This window comes from Chryseobacterium sp. BLS98 (assembly GCF_001045445.1).
Lineage (GTDB): Bacteria > Bacteroidota > Bacteroidia > Flavobacteriales > Weeksellaceae > Chryseobacterium.
Window position 1 is genome coordinate 1,057,146 of sequence record NZ_LFNF01000002.1, and the last position, 19,173, is coordinate 1,076,318.

Here is a 19,173-nt window from a genome sequence, read left to right on the forward strand (position 1 = left end):
GAAATAGTACAGAAACAATAAAACTGCTCTCATATTGGGAGCAGCTTTTTTTTGCAAAAAACATACTGTCATTGCAAGCATAGCGAAGCAATCTCTTAATTATCTTAACTACTGAACTTTTCTTAATGGTTTTTATTTTTTAAAACATTAAGATTAGAATTAAGTTTTTAAGAATATTAAGGTTAAACTTCGTTTTTAAGATGAGATTGCTTCGCTTCGCTCGCAATGACGGATTGTAATGATGGGTCGTGGCGATGGACTGCAACATTTTTAAAGAAAAATATCAATATATTGATGTGAATATTCTAATAAAATCAACTTCCTGTATGTTTTCTGCTAAATACTAAGAACCTGACCCATATTTTTTCTATTTTTTATTGTACATTTTAAGGTTTTTTTCCATTTTTGTATAAAATGCCGGATATGCAAAAAGAAAAACTACGCGCCATCAGAAAACAGAAAGGCTATACCCAACAGCAGATAGCTGATATTATTGCGACTGATGTATCCAACTACAGCAGAAAGGAAAGCGGTGATGTAAGGATCATAAAAGATGAATGGAACAAAATTGCCCGTTTCCTGGATGTTTCTGTCGAGGACATTTATGAAGACGAGGAAGCAAAAATTGTGGTCAATAATGATCATCCTGTATTTAATGATAGTTCTTCGGGTGGAATTAACAGTCAGTTTAATAATATTCCGGGATCTATTATCCAGAATCTTCAGGATTATATTTCTTTTCTGAAAGAAGAGAATGAAAGGCTGAAGGAGGAACTGAAAAGTCCGAGAAGTAGAAAGTAACGACTATTTCTTTTACTTATAAATTTCAAATGCCGTGAAGCTGTTGGCTTCGCGGCATTTTTTATTGTGTATTTTTTCAACGCAAAGTTTTTGTTAGCTCTCGTTGATTTTAAGGAAAGTAAAGAATGGCGATTTCATCGCTGATTAATCTATTGGATACTGGGTTCCGGCGGCTTCGCCGCCGGAACCCAGATTTTATGTTGTCAATAAAATCAGATCTCTTCCAAAGGATCCCAGAATAACTTTTTAAAATTTTTGATCCTAAGATTTTCTACAGTGATACCTTCTGCTTCCAATCTTTTCTGAAATTCAGGAACAGATAGTGTACCGGAACTGGAAATTACACGGTGTGCAGGAACATCTTCAGGACATCCTCCCATTGCTTTTCCTACATGACGGGAATGGTTGGGATACCCAACAGCTTTTGCAATGGCTCCATAAGTAGACACCCTGCCTTTAGGAATCAGCTTTGAAACTTCATATACCTGTTGTTTGAAAATTTCGTCCATAGTAATCGGTTATCCTTGTTAATAATTTGCATCATTTTTGAATTCTTTACTCCTTAATGATGTTTCATTTAAATATTAAAGATATGAAAAAATCATTTTTCAGACTGTTGAATACAGTGAATAAAAAAGTGCTTCCAAAGCTGAGCGATAAGGACCCCAATAAATTAACCAAACTGGAAAAAGGCATTTTGGCCTACCGTTATTTTGTCTTGGTGAATTCTCTTGAGTAATTATCACAGTCTATCATTGCGAGCGAAGCGAAGCCATCTCTTAATCATCTTAATAACTAAACTTTTTCTTAATGGTTTTTTATTTTCTGAAACATTAAGAGTAGAATTAAGATTTTAAGAATATTAAGGTTAAACTTCGTTTTTAAGATGAAATTGCTTCGCTTCGCTCGCAATGAAGGTGGTGAAATAAAAAAGCGCTCCAAAATGAATTGGAGCGCTGGTATTTTTAATAAAATTTTATTCTTAAGAATTCTCAAGGATATAAGAGAACATCAATGGTGCACAGATGGTTGCATCACTTTCAACGATGAATTTCGGTGTAGTGATATCCAGTTTACCCCAAGTGATTTTCTCGTTCGGAACTGCTCCTGAATAAGACCCGTAAGATGTTGTGGAATCCGAAATCTGGCAGAAATAAGACCAGAAAGGAATATCATGCATTTCCATATCCTGGTAAAGCATTGGTACTACACAGATAGGGAAATCTCCTGCGATACCTCCACCGATCTGGAAGAATCCTACTCCTTTTCCTCCTGAGTTTTTAGTATACCAGTCTGCAAGATAGGTCATATACTCGATTCCTGATTTCATAGTGGTTGCTTTAAGCTCCCCTTTGATGCAGTAAGAAGCGAAGATGTTACCCATTGTAGAGTCTTCCCATCCAGGAACTACGATTGGTAAGTTGGCTTCAGCAGCAGCAATCATCCATGAGTTTTCTCTCGGAATTTCGTAATACTGCTCAAGAACCCCTGAAAGGATCATTTTGTACATAAATTCGTGTGGGAAATAACGCTCGCCTTTAGCTTCTGCATCTTTCCAGATTTCTACGATATGCTTCTGAAGTCTTCTGAAAGCTTCTTCTTCCGGAATACAAGTATCTGTAACTCTGTTTAATCCTCTTTCCAACAGATCCCACTCATCCTGAGCCGTAAGGTCTCTGTAATGCGGAACTCTTTCGTAGTGAGAGTGTGCCACAAGGTTCATTAAATCCTCTTCAAGGTTGGCTCCTGTACAAGAAATAAAATCAACTTTTCCCTGACGGATCATTTCTGCAAGGATCTTTCCCAATTCAGCAGTAGACATAGCACCTGCCAAAGTGATCATCATTTTTCCGCCATCTTTAAGGTGTGCAACATACCCCTTAGATGCATCTACCAATGCAGCCGCATTGAAGTGCAGGTAATATTTCTCTATAAATTCAGAAATCGGTTTGCTCATTTTTTTAATTTTTGCAAAGATAAAACTTAAAAACGGAATGCAACATGGGTACTTCAAGAAACTCTTATATAGGCATTCTTTTTTAACAAATGATAAAAAAAATCCTTAACTCATCAAGGTTTTCAAATAAAAAGTACAGCCGTAAAGCTGTACTTTCATCTAACAAAATACAAGATATGAGGAACTACCCATACCAGGGTTCCACTTTTAAAATCTCTATCTTTCTTTCCCCGTCTTTAAAAGGCCAGCTGATGATATCTCCCACTTTATACCCAACAGTTGCCAGAGCAATATCCGATAAAATAGAATGCTTATTTTTTGCCGGTTTAGCTTTTACAGAAGCCACAAAAATGTATTCATGCTCAAAATTCTGAGTATGGTCTTTGATTGTTACTTTTCTGTTGACAGTAACCACATCAGCAGGCAGCTCTTTTCTTAAAACCTGCTTCGCTTTTCTCAATTCTTCAGCAAGACGTTTCTCTTCCGGCATGCTTACTTTTTTTCTTCTGAGCGTATCTTTTATAGCATCGTAAATTCCGGTCGTTACAATAATAGGATTGGACATTTTTAATATTTTAAAATAATAATGAATGCAGTGATCCCAGTGATCCAAATCTGAATAAAAAACCTATCAGTCTTTTACCCGCAGAAAACTGCAAAAATAATTCGTAAAATCTATTGAAAACTCCCCTGTCTTTGGATCCTGACAGGGCTTAATTGATAAAGTCCTTGGAACTTTTAAGAAAAGAATCTGTATGCAGGTACAACAGCGACAGCAAAAGGCCATTGGATGGGCAGGCTGCTGATAAAGAAGAAATTGCTGTCATACTTAATTGTAATATTAATAATACCCCTAAGATACTGAAAAAAACGGACATGTAAAAACCCGAACCCACAATCACACAATACGAATCTAAAACTTAAATTTCCTGTTCTCCTTTTTTTCAGAAATTTTCTTTTTGGTATCCAGCCGTTTCTGCTTTTGTCCTTTAGATGGTTTTGTGGGTACTCTTTTCTTGGGAACAATCAAAGCTTTATTAACGAGTTCGGTAATTTTTTCAATGGCTTTGTTTTTATTCATCAGCTGGGTTCTGCTCTCCGATACAGTCAGAAACAGATATCCTTCAGCATTCATCCTGTTCTTCAATTTACTTTGAATCAGCTCTTTTTGATCATCATTGAAAAATTCAGATTCAGCAACAAGCCAGAGAACGGTTACTGAGGTTTCCACCTTATTAACGTTCTGGCCTCCTGCACCGCTGCTTCGGGAGGTTTTAAAACTAAGTTCTTTTGAAAAATCTTTCATGTTTTTTATTTTGAGTCAAGAATCAACATAAGGATTACAAATGTTCAGTGATTTTTCTTTCCAATTCTATCCGGTTTACTTTACCGTTTGGGGTTCGTGGAATTTCTTCAATGAAAATAATTTCTTTTGGTTTGTGAAAATTCTTTTCAAATGCTACGCCTGATATCTTCGATGCAAGATCTTCAGATTCTTTTCCTTCAATAACAAGTATCAATTTCCGTCCCAAACTTTCATCATTTACTCCTATAAAAACAGCTTCATTGGGAATTTCCTTTTTCACCAAAGCTTCCAGTGTTTCAGGAAAAATTTTAGCTCCGCCGGAATTGATGACGTTGTCTATACGCCCCAGGAATTTAAACTGCTTTTCATTCTTTATTTCAACTAAATCATTAGTCTGAAGCACCTCAGCATTAACATTCGGGGCAAAAATTCTCAGACAGCCTCTTTCGTCTGCACAAATAGAAACGTTTTCAAAAGCTGTGAAATAATCTTCAGGCACAGGCATTACCTGCTTCAGGGCAATATGGGAAAGGGTTTCAGACATCCCGTAGGTTTCAAAGATCCGCGTATTATTCAACCTTTGATTTTGAGCTATCTTTCTTTTTAACGACTCGGAAACAGCTGCTCCGCCAATAATCAGATTCCTGATAAGATGCAGTTTGTCCAGCGAATTTTCTACCTGAAGAGGAGTCATCGCGCAGAAATCTGTTTCTTCATTTAAAAATTCAAGCGGTTTCAGGGATGGTTCAGCAGTCGTCAGCTTCAATTTTCTTTCAATAGAACGGACTATCATCATTTTCCCGGAAATGTATTCAACAGGAAGACACAATAATGCTTTATCTCCTTCTTTCAGTCCAAGAAAATTACAGGTCATGACAGCAGAGCTGATCATTTTCTTTTTTTCGATCTCAAAAATTTTAGGGATTCCTGTAGAGCCTGAAGTCTGTACTTTTACGGTAGATGCTTCAGAAAACCATTCCTCTAAAAAGTTTTTGATTTTTTGGTCAAAATCTGTTTCAAAAGATAAATTATTAATAGTGAGATTATTGAAGTCTACGAGCATATTTTTGTAAATAAAAAGTAGTGTAAATTTAAAAAAAACTTTAAAAAGTTCTTGTATCTAAAGAAAAAAGCTGTAAATTTGCACCACTGAAATAAACAAAGACCCATGGTGTAGCGGTAACACTACTGATTTTGGTTCAGTCATCTGGGGTTCGAATCCCTGTGGGTCTACAAACCATCCTTTCTGAGGATGGTTTTATTTATTATTTAAAACTGATCTGCCCAGCTTGTATTTCACAAATGAATTGACCTACAATTCAGTAAAAGTTTATTTATAATTGATTTTGTGATTCAGCTCCAAAGGGTTATTTTCTTCAAGAATAGATTTTTGTGCTTGCCTGATCATTTCATTGATATCTTTTTCATTCCCCTGAGGATCAGTAAAGGTAACTTTCCTCGCAGTTTTAGAGTTCCAGGGATCATTATAATATGATTTTCCAAGAAGATCATATTTTGCCCAATCAATTGTAATGGTTTTTGTTCTTGCATCAAACCAATTGCTGCTTTTTTTTATTTGTATTAAATTGAAGGAGTAATCATGTGCTGCATCTTCAATGGAAATGATTAAGCCGGGCAATCCATTGAAAATGTAGGGACCATCATTAAAAGGCAACTCTGTTGTAAACCACGCAGTCCAATTTCTACCGCCATAATTAACTTCCGCTTTTTGTGCTTTATATTTTCCAATGGCTTTTTGTTCCGGTAAGATTTTCCAATTTAATTGTTCGTCAATAGGAAGAAGGTAATTGGCACGTAAATAAGTAATAATTTTCTCTACTTTATTATTTCTAATATCTTTTTTAACGTAAAATTGATTTTCTACCCCCAATTTATAGCCTCCATTTTTATTAATGAATGTAAGGGAATCAGAATCTCTGGACATGGATTCTCTAAAAATCGAAATATTATTCTCAAAATCCAAAATCATTTTATCAGTATTAATATCTTCGGGTTTTTCTTTACTTGTTCTATATTTAGCTTCATAGATAAAACTGAATTTCTGCGAAAAACAAAATGTTGATAATAATGATAAAAATAAAATAAATTTCAATTGGTGTGCTATTTTCATAAAATATAGGTTCAGGTTTTAGACTTATTGTCAAGGCGAAAAACACGATTTTGATTCCACCAACTGAAGTAAATTATTAATTTCAGTCTCGTAACTTGCATCCCGCAATTTCCAACTCTCTCTTTCCGTTTACTATTTGGTTTCAGGTTTGTAAAGCTTAAACATGACAAACAGGAAAGCAAGCCACACCGGAATTAAAATTACCTGAATTTCCATTCCTGTAATACTCATCAATACTAGAATTGCCATTAAAAACAAGATACAGATGTAGTTTGAAACCGGATAAAATATAGAGGGGAAGGATGTCTTCAGGCCTTCTCTGTCTTTCTCTTTTCTAAATTTCAAATGGGTATAGCATATCATCAGCCAGTTGATAATAAGAGTGGAAACTACCAAAGCCATTAAATATTCAAATGCTTTTTCAGGAACCAGTTTGTTGATAATAATACAGATTCCCGCAAAACAGGAAGACACAATAATAGCATTGGTTGGAACATGGCTTTTGTTCAGCTTGGTTAAAAACTTCGGTGCATTTCCCTGCTGTGCCAATCCGAAAAGCATACGGCTGTTACTATAAACACTGCTGTTGTACACGGACAAAGCCGCTGTTAAAACAATCAGATTAAGAACATTGGCGATGAGCGAATTGAACTGGATGACTTTTCCAAAAAGGTTAAACTCAAATCCGTTTAAGTTCTGAAAAACCATTACAAAAGGACTTGTACCCTCTGTAATCTCCCTCCACGGACTCAAAGCAAACAAAATAACCAAGGCTCCCACATAAAAGATCAGAATTCTGTAGATCACCTGATTGGTAGCCTGCGGAATGGTTTTCTCAGGATTTTTAGCTTCTGCAGCGGTAATTCCTATCAGTTCCAATCCTCCAAAAGAAAACATAATCATGGCCATAGCGGCAAAGAGCCCCGAATATCCGGTTTCAGTTTTATTAAATAATCCTTTCGGGAAAAATCCGCCGTCATTCCATAAATTCTGAATACTGGCCTTATCTCCCCCGGTACCGCTTACCAGAAGATAAATACCGAAAATAATCATCGCAACAATAGCTACCACTTTGATGATAGAAAACCAGAATTCTGTTTCTCCATAAACTTTTACGGAAGCAAGATTCAAAGCATTAATAACAATAAAAAAGAATAAACTGGAAACCCAGAGCGGAATTTCCGGCCACCAGAAATGGATATAATGACCAATTGCTGTAAGCTCCGCCATACTTACAAGAATATAGAGGATCCAATAATTCCACCCTGAAGCAAAGCCCGGAAAATTTCCCCAATATTTATACGCAAAATGACTGAAACTTCCTGAAACAGGTTCCTGAACAACCATTTCACCAAGCTGGCGCATAATAAAAAAGGCAATGATTCCTGCCAGGGCATATCCAAGAATAACGGATGGGCCTGCTAAAACAGCTGCCGGACCAATCCCAAGAAACAATCCTGTTCCTATAGCTCCCCCAAGGGCAATTAATTGAATATGTCTGTTGGTTAATCCTCTGACTAGAGCCCCGTCCCTGGATTCTGTTTTCTGTTCACTGTTCATAGAATGAATTATGCTCTAAATATATAAAACTTTAGAGGAATTCACGTTCTATGGAACTGTAAGAAACTTTAAAATATTCAGCTGTAATGATTTAAAAAATGAAAAAGCAGGGTTTATTTACAAAAATTCTTTTGGAATTGAGATATTATTCTTCTTCATATACTCTAAAAGCTCCTGATATTTATCCTCATTTCCATCTGTTCCGCATTTATGGGAGATGCTGCAAATGTCTGAAGGTTTAATTTCCAGAATGTCTGAAATCTTCGTCAGTATTTCCAGATTGATCTTCACTTTAGAATTTTCAATATCCGAATAGGCCTTTTGGGAAATGCCCATTTCAAAAGCCATATACTCCTGCGTAAAGTCTTTGCTTCTACGGATTTTTCTGATATTTTGACCACATACTTTCATCGTTCTTGTTTTAGTAGTTTTCGGTATAGTTTAGAAGGATACCTACTAGACTTACACAAAGTTAATAAATACCTTTGGCAAAACATTATACACGTTACATGATATTTATTTTTTCATCCCAATCAAGGATATGATGTTTTGATTTAAGAGGATAAATATCACTTCGGAACAACACTATTGGAATTATGGAGACGCAAAAATTCAATTATGACAATAATATTGTCAGAGCATTCTTGTATGCTACTATCGTATTCGGGCTGGTCGGCTTTCTGCTAGGACTTACAGCTGCGCTGATGCTTTTCTACCCTGAGTTGCCTGAGTTTTTATTCGGGACAGATGATACCACTATCCAGAGTTTGAGAAGCGGAAATATCCAGGGACTTATCAATACACAGGGTGCCATGGGATTCGGAAGGATCAGAATGCTTCATACAAGTGCCGTTATTTTTGCTTTTGTGTGTAATTCCTTCTTCTGTGGTGCCTACTACAGTATGCAGAGGCTTTTAAAAACAAGGATGTACAGCGATACGCTTTCATGGATCCACTTCTGGAGCTGGCAGCTGATGATTGTTGCCGTAGTGATCACATTTTTAATGGGAATCAATACTTCCAAAGAATATGCGGAACACGAGTGGCCTATTGATATCCTGATTACTTTCTCCTGGGTTATTTTCGGAATCAATATGTTCGGAACCATCGCCAAGAGAAGGGTGAGACACCTTTATGTAGCCATCTGGTTCTATATTGCAACATGGATTGCCGTAGCCATGCTCCATATCTTTAATAATCTTGAAGTTCCCTTATCATTCACAAGCTGGAAATCCTATTCCGTATATGCCGGTGTAAAAGATGCACTTGTACAGTGGTGGTACGGCCACAATGCCGTAGCATTCGTACTGACTACTCCGGTATTGGGTCTGATGTATTATTTCATGCCGAAAGCGGCTCAGCGTCCTGTATTCTCCTATAAATTATCCATTATTCACTTTTGGTCGCTGATTTTCGTATACCTTTGGGCTGGCCCTCACCACCTTCAGTATACGGCGCTTCCGGCATGGGCTCAGGCCGTTGGAACCGGTTTCTCTATCATGTTGATTGCACCTTCCTGGGGAGGAATGCTGAACGGTCTTCTTACGTTAAGAGGTGCCTGGGATAAAGTAAGGGAAAACCCGATCCTTAAATTCTTCGTCGTGGCAATTACCTGTTATGGTATGGCTACTTTCGAAGGACCTTTATTAGCCACAAAATCTTTAAATAAAATCGGACACTACACCGACTGGGTAATTGGGCACGTACATATTGGTGCACTTGGATGGAATGGATTTATGGCATTCGGAATTATTTATTATCTGATTCCGGCAATGTGGAGAACACCGTTATGGTCTAAAAAATTAGCACACTGGCACTTTTGGTTGGGAACATTGGGAATCATTTTCTATGCCGTTCCAATGTATATCTCCGGATTTACTCAGGGATTAATGTGGAAACAGTTCAACCCGGATGGTACTTTAATGTATAAAAACTGGCTGGATACGGTAACAGCGATTATTCCTTATTATAAAATGAGATTCTTAGGAGGTATCCTTTATCTTTCAGGGGCTGTTTTAATGGTAGTGAATGTCATCAAAACCGTAAGATCAGGCTCGTTCCAGAAAAATGTTCCGGCAGAAGCTCCTGCACTGGCAGATATCGGCAGCAGAAGAAAAGAAGGCGAAGGTGTTCACCTGTGGCTGGAAAGAACTCCGAAACTACTTTCCATCCTTGCTTTCATAACAGTAGCGATAGGAGGACTGATAGAAATAGTACCCACATTATCCCTTAAGCAAAGTGTTCCAACGATTACAGCTGTGAAACCTTATACCCCACTGGAACTGGAGGGCAGAGACCTGTATATCCGCGAAGGATGTAACGCCTGCCATTCCCAGATGATCAGACCTTTCCGTGACGAGGTGGTAAGATTTGAAGGCAAAAACGGACAGTATTCCAAAGCGGGAGAATTCGTTTATGACAGACCATTTTTATGGGGATCTAAAAGAACAGGACCGGATCTTCACAGAGAAGGGGGCAGAAACCCGGATTCATGGCATTTCAAACATATGTATAATCCGAGAATTACCTCTGCAGGTTCTATTATGCCACGTTTTCCATGGCTGATCACCAATAAATTAGACCGGACTCAAATGGTTGACAAAATGAGATTGATGAAAAACACCTTCGATGTTCCTTATTCAAAAGCGGAAATAGATTCAGCCGGAAAATGGGCAGACAACCAGTCTAAAGCTATTGTACAGAGAATTTATTCCGAAGCCACCGATGTGAAAGACCAGATGGAAAAAGAAAGAACGGCAAAAGGAGCTACGTTTGTTCCGCTTGAGCAGAGAGAAATTGTAGCAATGATCGCCTATCTTCAAAGATTGGGGACTGATATTAAGACAACACAGATTCAAACGGCAAGTGCTGAGTAATGATTAAAATGATACCGCAATGAAAAAGAGAACCCCTATTTCAATATACATCGCAACAACGATAGGCTTAACGATCATGGCGTTTGAAATGTTCGCCGGAGATTCAGGTTATTTTTCCTCCCCGTTTTTCTGGGCACTTATCGTAATTGCTGTGATTCTTCTGATGATCATGAACTCCATTGGGGACCTGGTTGAAAATGAAAGCTTCAGCAGGCTGTCGGAAGAGGAAAAGAAGGAATATTTAGCAGAAAAAAGTGTTCCGTATTACCAGAAGCTTTGGAATTCTGCCTTTAAAAAGCAATCTGCTACCGAAGAAAAAGATATTCTTATCGATCATGGTTTCGATGGAATTACAGAGCTTGATAATTCACTTCCAAAATGGTGGATTGGTCTTTTCTGGTTCGGATGTATATTCTGCGTAGTTTACCTTACTGCTTTTGCTTTTACAGAATATGCCCACCCGGAAGCGGAATATGATAAAGAAGCCAAAACAATGCTTGCTTCTATTGCTGAATACGAAAAGACTGCTCCTCAGATCAATCTTGAAACGGCAAAATACAGTGCAGACAATATTGCAGAAGGTCAGGAACTTTTCAAAACCAATTGTGTAACCTGTCATGGTGACGGAGGAAAAGGAGGGATCGGGCCGAACCTTACGGATACCCACTGGATCAATATCAAAGAAAAAAGCCTGTTTAAAAATGTTTTCTGGATGCTTGAAAACGGTTCACCCAATAATCCGACCATGAGACCTTTCATCAAAGAAGGAACCATCACAGGAAGAGATGCTGAAAAAATTGCAGCCTACATTTACCATATTAACCAGGAAACTTCCCCTATCACTCCGGCTCAGGGCGGTGCTGCTCCTCAGGGCGAAGAAGTGAAATGGGAGAACGGAAACAATTAAAAAATTTATTATCTCCATATATCTTTGCCCCCTTTGAAATACTAACATTTGAATTTCATTTTGCTAACCTTTTCAACACTTAAAAAAATGATTAAAAGGGGGCTTTTATACAAGAAAATCCACACCTTGGTTGTCTTGATCAACTAATTCACTTGACAACTACTAAACTAAATTCCATAATAAGGCAGCCAAGGCAGGATTTTTGCACTTGCAACAGGATACCACAACAAAGAGCTTATAAAATAGTATTCTTATCTTTGTTAGAAACCTGATCGCATTTGAAACTGAAAATTAACAAAAGAAAACTCCTGAGGCGTATTGCAATAACCTTTATTTCAATATTGGTTTTTCTTACCCTGCTGATCCTGAGTCTGAGGCTTCCTGCCGTTCAAAACTTCATCAAAGACAAACTGGTTGTATATCTTGAGAAAAAAATCAAGACCAAAGTAAGCCTGGAAAGGGTTTATATAGGATTTCCGAACAGCCTGATCATGGAAAACCTTTACCTTAAAGGCCAGGATGTCGACACCCTTCTTGCTGTTAAAAAGCTCGACGTAGGCTTAAATATGCTGAAGCTTATCAGTTCTACCGCCGACATTACTTCAGTAGATCTTGAAGGAGCCCGCGCCAATGTGGTAAGAAAACCGAACGGGACATTCAATTTCGATTATATTATCAATGCTTTTGCCACCAGTGATAAAGAGGAAAGCCCTTCCAAGCCGTTTATTATTTCTCTTGATAAAATCAATTTAAAGGATATTGGCGTTACCTTCAACGACCAGCAGTCCAGAAATGACATTCAGTTATATTTCAAATCATTTGATACCCGGGTTAAAACTTTTGATCTCAGTAAGAACACCTATGCTGTTAATGATATCAATCTGGACGGCCTGAAATTAAAATTAAAACAGGACCTTCTTGAAGAAGTATCTGAAAAAGTAGAGAAAAAGGTAGATTCACTTAATGATAAAAAGCCAATGAATATTGGCCTCAGAGGAATAAAGCTGACCAATTTCGATATAGATTACGGAGATGACAATACCAAAACCTTTGCTAAAATTCTGTTTAAAGAATTAAGTACGAAGGTTAATAAACTGGATCTGGAAAATAATGCTTACAATATTTCCAATGTTGTACTTTCGGGGGCAGATATCAATGCCAACCTTTATCTTCCTGCACAAAATGCCAATCCAAAAGACAAAAAAGAACCTGAAATTTCCAAAGTTTCGGATCAGGATAAAGCCATGAAAATTATTCTCGGAAAGCTTGTCCTGAATGATGTAAAAGCCGTTTACAACAATACCGCCATTGCTCCCACCAAACAGGGAATGGATTTCAACCATATGAATTTCTCTAAAATGAATGTGGAAGTGAGAAGTTTCAAAATGGAGAACAATACTTTTGCGGGAACAGTGAATTCAGCAGAAATTAAAGAAGCAAGAGGCTTGGATATTCAGAAATTCAATACGGATTTTGTGTACCAGGAAAAACAGGCTTATCTGAAAGATCTTTATCTGCAGACTCCGAAAACGCTGATCCGCGATGAGGTAATTTTAAATTATGAATCTATTGATCAGCTTACCTCCAATCCCGGTGCTGTAAAAATTTCTGCCAACATCAAAAACTCCAAAATCGGTTTCGCAGATATCCTGAATATTGTTCCTACCTTACGGAATACAGTTCCGTTCAGCAAATACCCGAATGCTATCCTGAATGTGAACGCAAATGTTCAGGGAATGATGAATGACCTTCTGATCAAAGATCTTAAAGTATCAGGGCTGGATCAGCTAAGAGTAAATGCATCCGGAAGGATCAGAAACGCAATGAAGCCTGAAAATCTTTACTATGACCTCAGGATTGCAGAATTTTCCACAGAAGCTAAAACCGTATACAATCTGGTTCCTAAAAATACAATTCCTTCCAATATCTCCCTGCCGTCTCATTTCAGCATCAAAGGAAATGCAAAAGGAACAACCAAAATAGTTAAAACAGACCTCAACCTCTACTCTACCCTTGGAAATGCAGCCATTGTTGCAGATGTGGATATGCGCAGAAAAAACAGGGAACTGTACGATGTAAAAGCCAATCTTCAGGCTGTCCAGGTAGGAAAGATCATTAAAAATAAAGATATCGGGCCCATCACAGCACAAATTTCAGCTAAAGGTGAAAGCTTTGATTTTAAAAATGCCAACGCCAATCTGAAGGGCCATGTGGCATCGGCTGTTTACAAAGGCTACCGTTACCAGAATATGGATCTGACCGGTAAAATCAATAAAGGAGTTTACCATATCATTCTCAATTCAAAAGATCCGAATGCCAATCTGAATTTAATCGCTTCCGGAGTTTATAATGAAAAAAATCCCACCGTAAAAATCAATGGTGAAGTCATCAAACTTGACGTGAATAAGCTTGGATTCTACGAAAAGCCAATGATTATTGCCGGAAAAATCGATGGCGATTTTTCAAGCCTCAATCCGGATGCCCTGAACGGATATTTAAACCTGAAAGACTTTGCATTTTCAGATACAAAGGAGGTTTACCCTGTGCAGGAAGTCAATCTGAAAGCTTCTTCTACCCAGGATTCTACAAAGATTCTTTTCAATTCCCAGATTGCAGATGTTTCTCTGATAGGAAAATATAAGCTGACCCAAATATTCGGTGCTCTGACACAAACGATCAATCAATATTATCAGTTCCAAAAGCCGGCGAAGGGACAGAAAATAGATCCTGGACAGTTTTTCACGTTCAATGCAAAGATCAAGAATGATGATCTGATCAGGAAATTTGTTCCGGAGCTGAAGAGTTTTGAAACGATCAATTTAGCTGGAAATTATGATGCCGATTCTCAAAAGATAGAAGTGGACGGACAGATTCCTCAGTTGTTGTACGGTGAAAATTCCCTGGAAAATATTGCCTTAAAAGTAACCAATGAAAACCAGGCACTCCAGTACAGCCTAAACGCAGGTGCTTTGAAAAGCTCCAGTTTCACCCTGAAAAAAATTGCGGTAACGGGAGATGTTGCAAATAATATCATCAATTATAACGTAACCACGAAAGACGACAAAGATGCCACCCAGTTCCTCATCGCCGGAAATGCAAAATCTTTAAATGATATTACTGAAATTTCTTTAAATCCAAATGGATTGAAACTTAATTATGCAGACTGGAATGTGGCCGAAAACAATAAAATCCAGATCAGCAGCCAGGGAATTTTGGCTGATAACTTCATCCTGACCAATGGTGCCAGTGAGATTTCACTTCAATCCGAAACCGAACGTGCAGGCAGCCCTTTAAACGTTTCGCTGAAAGATTTTAAAATTGAAACTATTACGGAGCTGATTAAAAAAGATACGGTTCTGGCAAGAGGGACCATCAACGGAACAGCACAGCTTAGAGATATCACCAAAAAGATGACCTTCACTTCTGATCTGAACGTTTCAGATCTGATCGTTTATGGAAGTCCTGTAGGAAATCTTGCCATAAAAGTGAACAATACTTCACCGAATACTTTAAATGCTGACGTTGCCCTTTCCGGCAATAACAATGATGTGAAAATTCTTGGAGATTACAATACTTCTTCCAGCACATTCGATCTGGATATGGCCATCAATCAGCTTCAGATGAAGAGTATCCAGGGGTTCTCCATGAATGCCATAACGAATACGGAAGGTTATATTTCCGGAAACTTAAAGATTACAGGAAATACTGATCGACCGAATATTTTAGGTAAAGTAAAATTCAATGATGCCGGGCTTGAAATTGCCAAAACAGGCAGTGATTTCAGAAAGCTCAATGATGAAATTGATTTTACCAGCCGCGGTATAGAATTTAATAAATTCAAAATAAATGATAAGGACGGAAATTCACTTGTCATCAACGGACAGGTTCTTACGCAGACGTACAGGGATTTCGCATTTAATCTTGACGTCAATGCAAAAGATTTCAAAGTGGTGAATTCTGAAAAATCCAATGATGCCATGATGTACGGAATTCTTGCCATTGATGCGGGACTTCATGTTCGTGGAAACCTGGATCTTCCAAAAGTAGACGGAAGACTGTCGGTTTCTGATGATACGGATTTTACTTTTGTCCTTCCGCAGTCCAGTCCTTCCCTTCAGGAGAGAGACGGAATTGTAGAATTCATCGATCAGGATCAGGTCGTTTTAAATAAAACAATCGTTGCCGATTCTCTGAAGGCACAGAGTCGTTTTAAAGGAATGGATGTAAGTGTGAATATTGAAGTAAGCAAAGAAGCCAAACTGTCAATTGTTATTGATAAAGCCAACGGAGATTTTGTAAAACTCCAGGGTGAGGCTGATCTTACCGGCGGAATTGATCCTTCAGGAAAAACTACCCTTGTAGGGGTTTATGAAGTGGAAAAAGGGTCTTATGAGCTTTCTGTAAGCCTTCTGAAACGTAAATTTGATATTCAGAAAGGAAGTACCATTACCTGGACGGGAGAGCCAACCGCCGCAACAATGGATATTACAGCAGTTTATAAAACAGAAGCTCCTCCTATAGACCTTGTGGAACAGCAGGTAAGCGGTGAGGATGCTTCTGTCATGAACCAGTTTAAGCAAAGAATACCTTTTAACACATTGCTGAAAATGAAAGGCGAACTTCTGAAGCCTCAGATCACTTTCGATATTACTACAGATGAAAAGAATAATGCGGTTTCCTCTACGGTAACGGATATTGTGGACCAAAAACTGACCCAGCTCAGAACTCAGGAATCTGAAATGAATAAGCAGGTTTTTGCTCTTCTTTTACTGAACCGCTTCATCGGAGAAAACCCGTTTGAATCCGGTGCGGGAGTGTCTGCTGAAATGCTGGCGAGACAGAGTGTAAGTAAAATTCTTTCGCAGCAGCTGAACAATCTTGCCTCCGGGCTGATCAAAGGGGTTGATATCGATTTAGGTCTTGATTCTTCCGAAGACTACTCAAGTGGAGAAAAAAATACAAGAACAGACCTGAATGTAGGAGTAAGCAAAAAATTACTGAATGACCGTCTGAAGGTTTCCGTAGGAAGTAATTTTGCCCTGGAAGGTGAAGCCCGCCAGAATGAAAACATGACGAACATTGCAGGAAATGTTACGGTAGATTACAGCCTTTCCAAAGACGGCAGATATATGCTCCGTGCCTATCGTAAGGATGAGTATCAGGTGGCTCTTCAGGGGCAGATCATAGAAACGGGATTAGGATTCATCATCACATTAGACTATGATAAATTCCGTGAGATTTTCCAGAAATCAAGAAAAGACAGACGTAAAAAAGAAAATAAGAATAACCAGGTGGTAGAATTTAAATAAATGAAAAGTAGATTTAGTATATATTACAGATATTTGTTCACTTCAGGATTTGCCGCTGTTACTCTTTCATGCAGCAATACAAGGTTTCTGAAGGAAGGTCAGATGCTGTATACCGGCGGGGAAGTAAAAATAGAAAATGACAGCCTCTCAAAGAAGGAAAAAAATGAGCTCAAGGCATCACTGGAAGAAAATCTGGTTCCCAAGCCCAATTCTTCCATATTGGGGCTACGTCCGAAGCTGTATTTTTACAATATTGCCAAAGAACCTAAAAAGGACAAGGGCTTCAATTACTGGCTGAAATATAAAGTAGGCGAAAAACCTGTTTTACTGGGAGATGTAGACCGTGAATTCAACAAAGATATTATTGAAAATTACTCTGAAAACAAAGGGTACTTTAATGCAAAGGCAAAGTATGATACGGTTTCCAAAAATAAAAAAGCAAAGGTTATTTATACTTTAAGACCCGGCGGAAGATATCTGATCACCAATGTGAAATTTCAGCAGGATTCTTCCCTAGTTAACAGGGAAATTCAGAGTTTAGCCCCAAAAACCTTGCTTAAGACCGGAAATCCTTTTGACCTCGACGTCATTAAAGATGAAAGGGTTCGTATCGATAATGGATTAAAGGAAAGAGGGTTTTATTATTTCAATCCTGACAATATTATTGTTCAGGCAGACAGTACAGTCAGCAAGAATCACAAGGTGGAGCTTAATGTAAAATTAAAAGATGACACTCCGGATCTTGCCACCCAACAGTTCAGTATTGATAAAGTTATTGTTTTTCCGAACTATAATATCCAGGATGTAAAAAGGGGTAAATATAATGTTCCGATGAACCCGGACTCCCTTTCTAAATATGCTTATGATGATATTTATGTGATCGATCCTCAGCATAAATTTAAACCGAAAATTTTCGACAGGGCTTTATATTTTAAAAAAGGAGATCTCTATAACCGCTCCAATCATAATCTGACACTCAACCGTCTGATCAGTCTGGGTGTTTTTAAATTTGTAAAGAATGAATTTATTGTTTCAGATTCATTAAAACACCAGTTTGATGCCTATTATCTGCTAACTCCGAGACAAATTCAGTCACTCAGACTTGAAGCTCTGGGAAGAACCAACTCTGCCAATTATGCCGGTAGCGAATTAAATTTAAACTGGACTCACCGAAATTTCTTCAGAGGAGCCGAACAGTTTAAAGCAGCTGTCTACGGAGCTTTTGATTTTCAGATGGGTGGACAGGAAGATGCCAAGAATCTCTTCCGGGCAGGAACGAATGTCCAGCTTTCAATACCAAGGATTGTTGCTCCTTTCCGTTTCAATTCTTCGAGTGCCTTTGTTCCGAGAACGAATATTACTTTAGGCTATGAGTTTCAGAACCGTACCCAGCTTTATACACTTAATAATTTTAATGCTTCATTCGGGTATGTATGGAAGGAAAATGCCCGGAAGGAACATGATCTAAAGGTTATTGACATTACCCTGGTGTCTCCTGCCAATATAACAGAGGAATTTTACAAGCAGGCAACCACTCCTGCAGCACAGAGAGTTGTTGAAAAACAACTAATTTTCGGGCCTACCTATTCGTATACGTATACCAATACGATGCTTCCCAAAACCAACACGATCTATTATAAAGGTACGTTGGATCTTGCAGGAAACATCACTGGTCTGGTAACAGGGGCCAATGTGAAAAATGATAAAGAGAAAAAGATTTTCGGAATTCCTTTCAGCCAATATGCTAAAATTGAAAATGATTTCAGATTCTATCATAAATTCACTGACAAGAGCTCCTTCGCCAGCAGATTCATAGGCGGAATTGCTTATCCGTATGGAAATTCAGAGTTTATTCCTTTCTCCAAACAGTTTTTTGCAGGGGGGAGCAACAGTATTCGTGCTTTCCGCGCGAGAACTTTAGGGCCGGGAAGTTTTGATCCCCGGACTATTGAAAAGGGACTGCTATTGGATCAGGCGGGAGACATCAAACTGGAGCTGAATGCAGAATACCGCGCTAATATTTATAAATTCCTGAATGTAGCTGCTTTTGTTGATGCCGGAAATGTCTGGCTGATCAATGAGGATAAAGACAGACCGGGAGGTAAATTTTCCAAAGATTTTTTAAGTGAAATTGCCGTTGGAGCCGGAGTTGGTCTGAGACTTGATTTCTCTATCTTAATTTTAAGACTGGATCTTGCCATGCCTTTGCGTGTTCCTTACTACGAAAAAGGAGACCGTTGGGCATTTGATAAGATCAACTTCGGAGATTCAAGCTGGAGAAAAGATAATTTAGTTTTAAACATAGCCATAGGATATCCTTTCTAAT

15 protein-coding genes and 1 tRNA gene are annotated in these 19,173 nt (G+C 38.2%); 8 read left to right on the forward strand and 8 right to left on the reverse strand.

What is annotated here, in order from left to right; translation table 11 throughout:
- Positions 1–423: 423 nt before the first annotated feature.
- A complete protein-coding gene (locus tag ACM40_RS09795) occupies positions 424–801 on the forward strand; it encodes a helix-turn-helix transcriptional regulator (RefSeq protein ID WP_048502882.1) in 378 nt (125 codons plus the stop codon).
- A gap of 212 nt (positions 802–1,013) precedes the next feature.
- On the opposite strand, the gene ACM40_RS09800 is transcribed toward ACM40_RS09795, so the two are convergent.
- On the reverse strand, positions 1,014–1,310 hold the full coding sequence (locus tag ACM40_RS09800; protein ID WP_048502612.1) for an MGMT family protein: 297 nt from the start codon (positions 1,308–1,310) through the stop codon (positions 1,014–1,016).
- A gap of 83 nt (positions 1,311–1,393) precedes the next feature.
- Here ACM40_RS09800 and ACM40_RS20560 point away from each other — a divergent pair, with 83 nt between their 5' ends.
- Positions 1,394–1,540 (forward strand): hypothetical protein, encoded by a 147-nt coding sequence (locus ACM40_RS20560; protein WP_165579295.1) that lies wholly within the window; start codon positions 1,394–1,396, stop codon positions 1,538–1,540.
- A 243-nt stretch (positions 1,541–1,783) separates the two neighbouring features.
- Here ACM40_RS20560 and ACM40_RS09805 read toward each other — a convergent pair whose 3' ends face one another.
- Together ACM40_RS09805 and ACM40_RS09810 are read right to left on the reverse strand one after the other, a co-directional pair.
- The gene (locus tag ACM40_RS09805) at positions 1,784–2,758 is read right to left on the reverse strand and encodes a deoxyhypusine synthase family protein (RefSeq protein WP_048502613.1); all 975 of its coding nucleotides are present in this window, start codon (positions 2,756–2,758) and stop codon (positions 1,784–1,786) included.
- A gap of 184 nt (positions 2,759–2,942) precedes the next feature.
- Positions 2,943–3,323: a GreA/GreB family elongation factor gene (locus ACM40_RS09810; protein ID WP_048502614.1), complete on the reverse strand. Its 381-nt coding sequence runs from the start codon at positions 3,321–3,323 to the stop codon at positions 2,943–2,945.
- 164 nt (positions 3,324–3,487) lie between these two features.
- On the opposite strand from ACM40_RS09810, the gene ACM40_RS20565 reads away from it, so the two are divergent.
- On the forward strand, positions 3,488–3,640 hold the full coding sequence (locus ACM40_RS20565) for a hypothetical protein (RefSeq protein WP_165579296.1): 153 nt from the start codon (positions 3,488–3,490) through the stop codon (positions 3,638–3,640).
- Between the two features lie 31 nt (positions 3,641–3,671).
- Here the strand turns inward: ACM40_RS20565 and arfB are convergent, their stop codons facing one another.
- Both arfB and ACM40_RS09820 read right to left on the reverse strand, forming a co-directional pair.
- Entirely contained in the window at positions 3,672–4,064 is a 393-nt protein-coding gene (gene arfB / locus ACM40_RS09815) for an alternative ribosome rescue aminoacyl-tRNA hydrolase ArfB (RefSeq protein WP_048502615.1), read from the reverse strand.
- A gap of 34 nt (positions 4,065–4,098) precedes the next feature.
- Positions 4,099–5,127: an AMP-binding protein gene (locus tag ACM40_RS09820; protein ID WP_048502616.1), complete on the reverse strand. Its 1,029-nt coding sequence runs from the start codon at positions 5,125–5,127 to the stop codon at positions 4,099–4,101.
- A 99-nt stretch (positions 5,128–5,226) separates the two neighbouring features.
- Between ACM40_RS09820 and ACM40_RS09825 the strand changes: the two genes are divergently transcribed.
- Positions 5,227–5,297: transfer RNA gene (locus tag ACM40_RS09825), tRNA-Gln, on the forward strand.
- A gap of 97 nt (positions 5,298–5,394) precedes the next feature.
- On the opposite strand, the gene ACM40_RS09830 is transcribed toward ACM40_RS09825, so the two are convergent.
- The 3 genes from ACM40_RS09830 to ACM40_RS09840 form a co-directional block, all read right to left on the reverse strand.
- Positions 5,395–6,195, reverse strand: a complete 801-nt coding sequence (locus ACM40_RS09830) for a GLPGLI family protein (protein WP_083996821.1) — start codon at positions 6,193–6,195, stop codon at positions 5,395–5,397.
- Between the two features lie 132 nt (positions 6,196–6,327).
- A complete protein-coding gene (locus tag ACM40_RS09835; protein ID WP_048502618.1) occupies positions 6,328–7,755 on the reverse strand; it encodes an amino acid permease in 1,428 nt (475 codons plus the stop codon).
- Between the two features lie 117 nt (positions 7,756–7,872).
- Positions 7,873–8,166, reverse strand: a complete 294-nt coding sequence (locus tag ACM40_RS09840) for a helix-turn-helix domain-containing protein (RefSeq protein ID WP_048502619.1) — start codon at positions 8,164–8,166, stop codon at positions 7,873–7,875.
- 185 nt (positions 8,167–8,351) lie between these two features.
- On the opposite strand from ACM40_RS09840, the gene ccoN reads away from it, so the two are divergent.
- The 4 genes from ccoN (at position 8,352) to ACM40_RS09860 (ending at position 19,172) form a co-directional block, all read left to right on the forward strand.
- Positions 8,352–10,631, forward strand: coding sequence for a cytochrome-c oxidase, cbb3-type subunit I (gene ccoN / locus ACM40_RS09845; protein ID WP_048502620.1), 2,280 nt, complete (start codon positions 8,352–8,354; stop codon positions 10,629–10,631).
- Between the two features lie 19 nt (positions 10,632–10,650).
- The gene (locus tag ACM40_RS09850; protein ID WP_048502621.1) at positions 10,651–11,538 is read left to right on the forward strand and encodes a cbb3-type cytochrome c oxidase N-terminal domain-containing protein; all 888 of its coding nucleotides are present in this window, start codon (positions 10,651–10,653) and stop codon (positions 11,536–11,538) included.
- A 278-nt stretch (positions 11,539–11,816) separates the two neighbouring features.
- Positions 11,817–16,847, forward strand: a complete 5,031-nt coding sequence (locus ACM40_RS09855) for a translocation/assembly module TamB (RefSeq protein ID WP_083996822.1) — start codon at positions 11,817–11,819, stop codon at positions 16,845–16,847.
- Entirely contained in the window at positions 16,848–19,172 is a 2,325-nt protein-coding gene (locus tag ACM40_RS09860) for a BamA/TamA family outer membrane protein (protein ID WP_048502622.1), read from the forward strand.
- The last annotated feature ends 1 nt before the right edge of the window (position 19,173 follow it).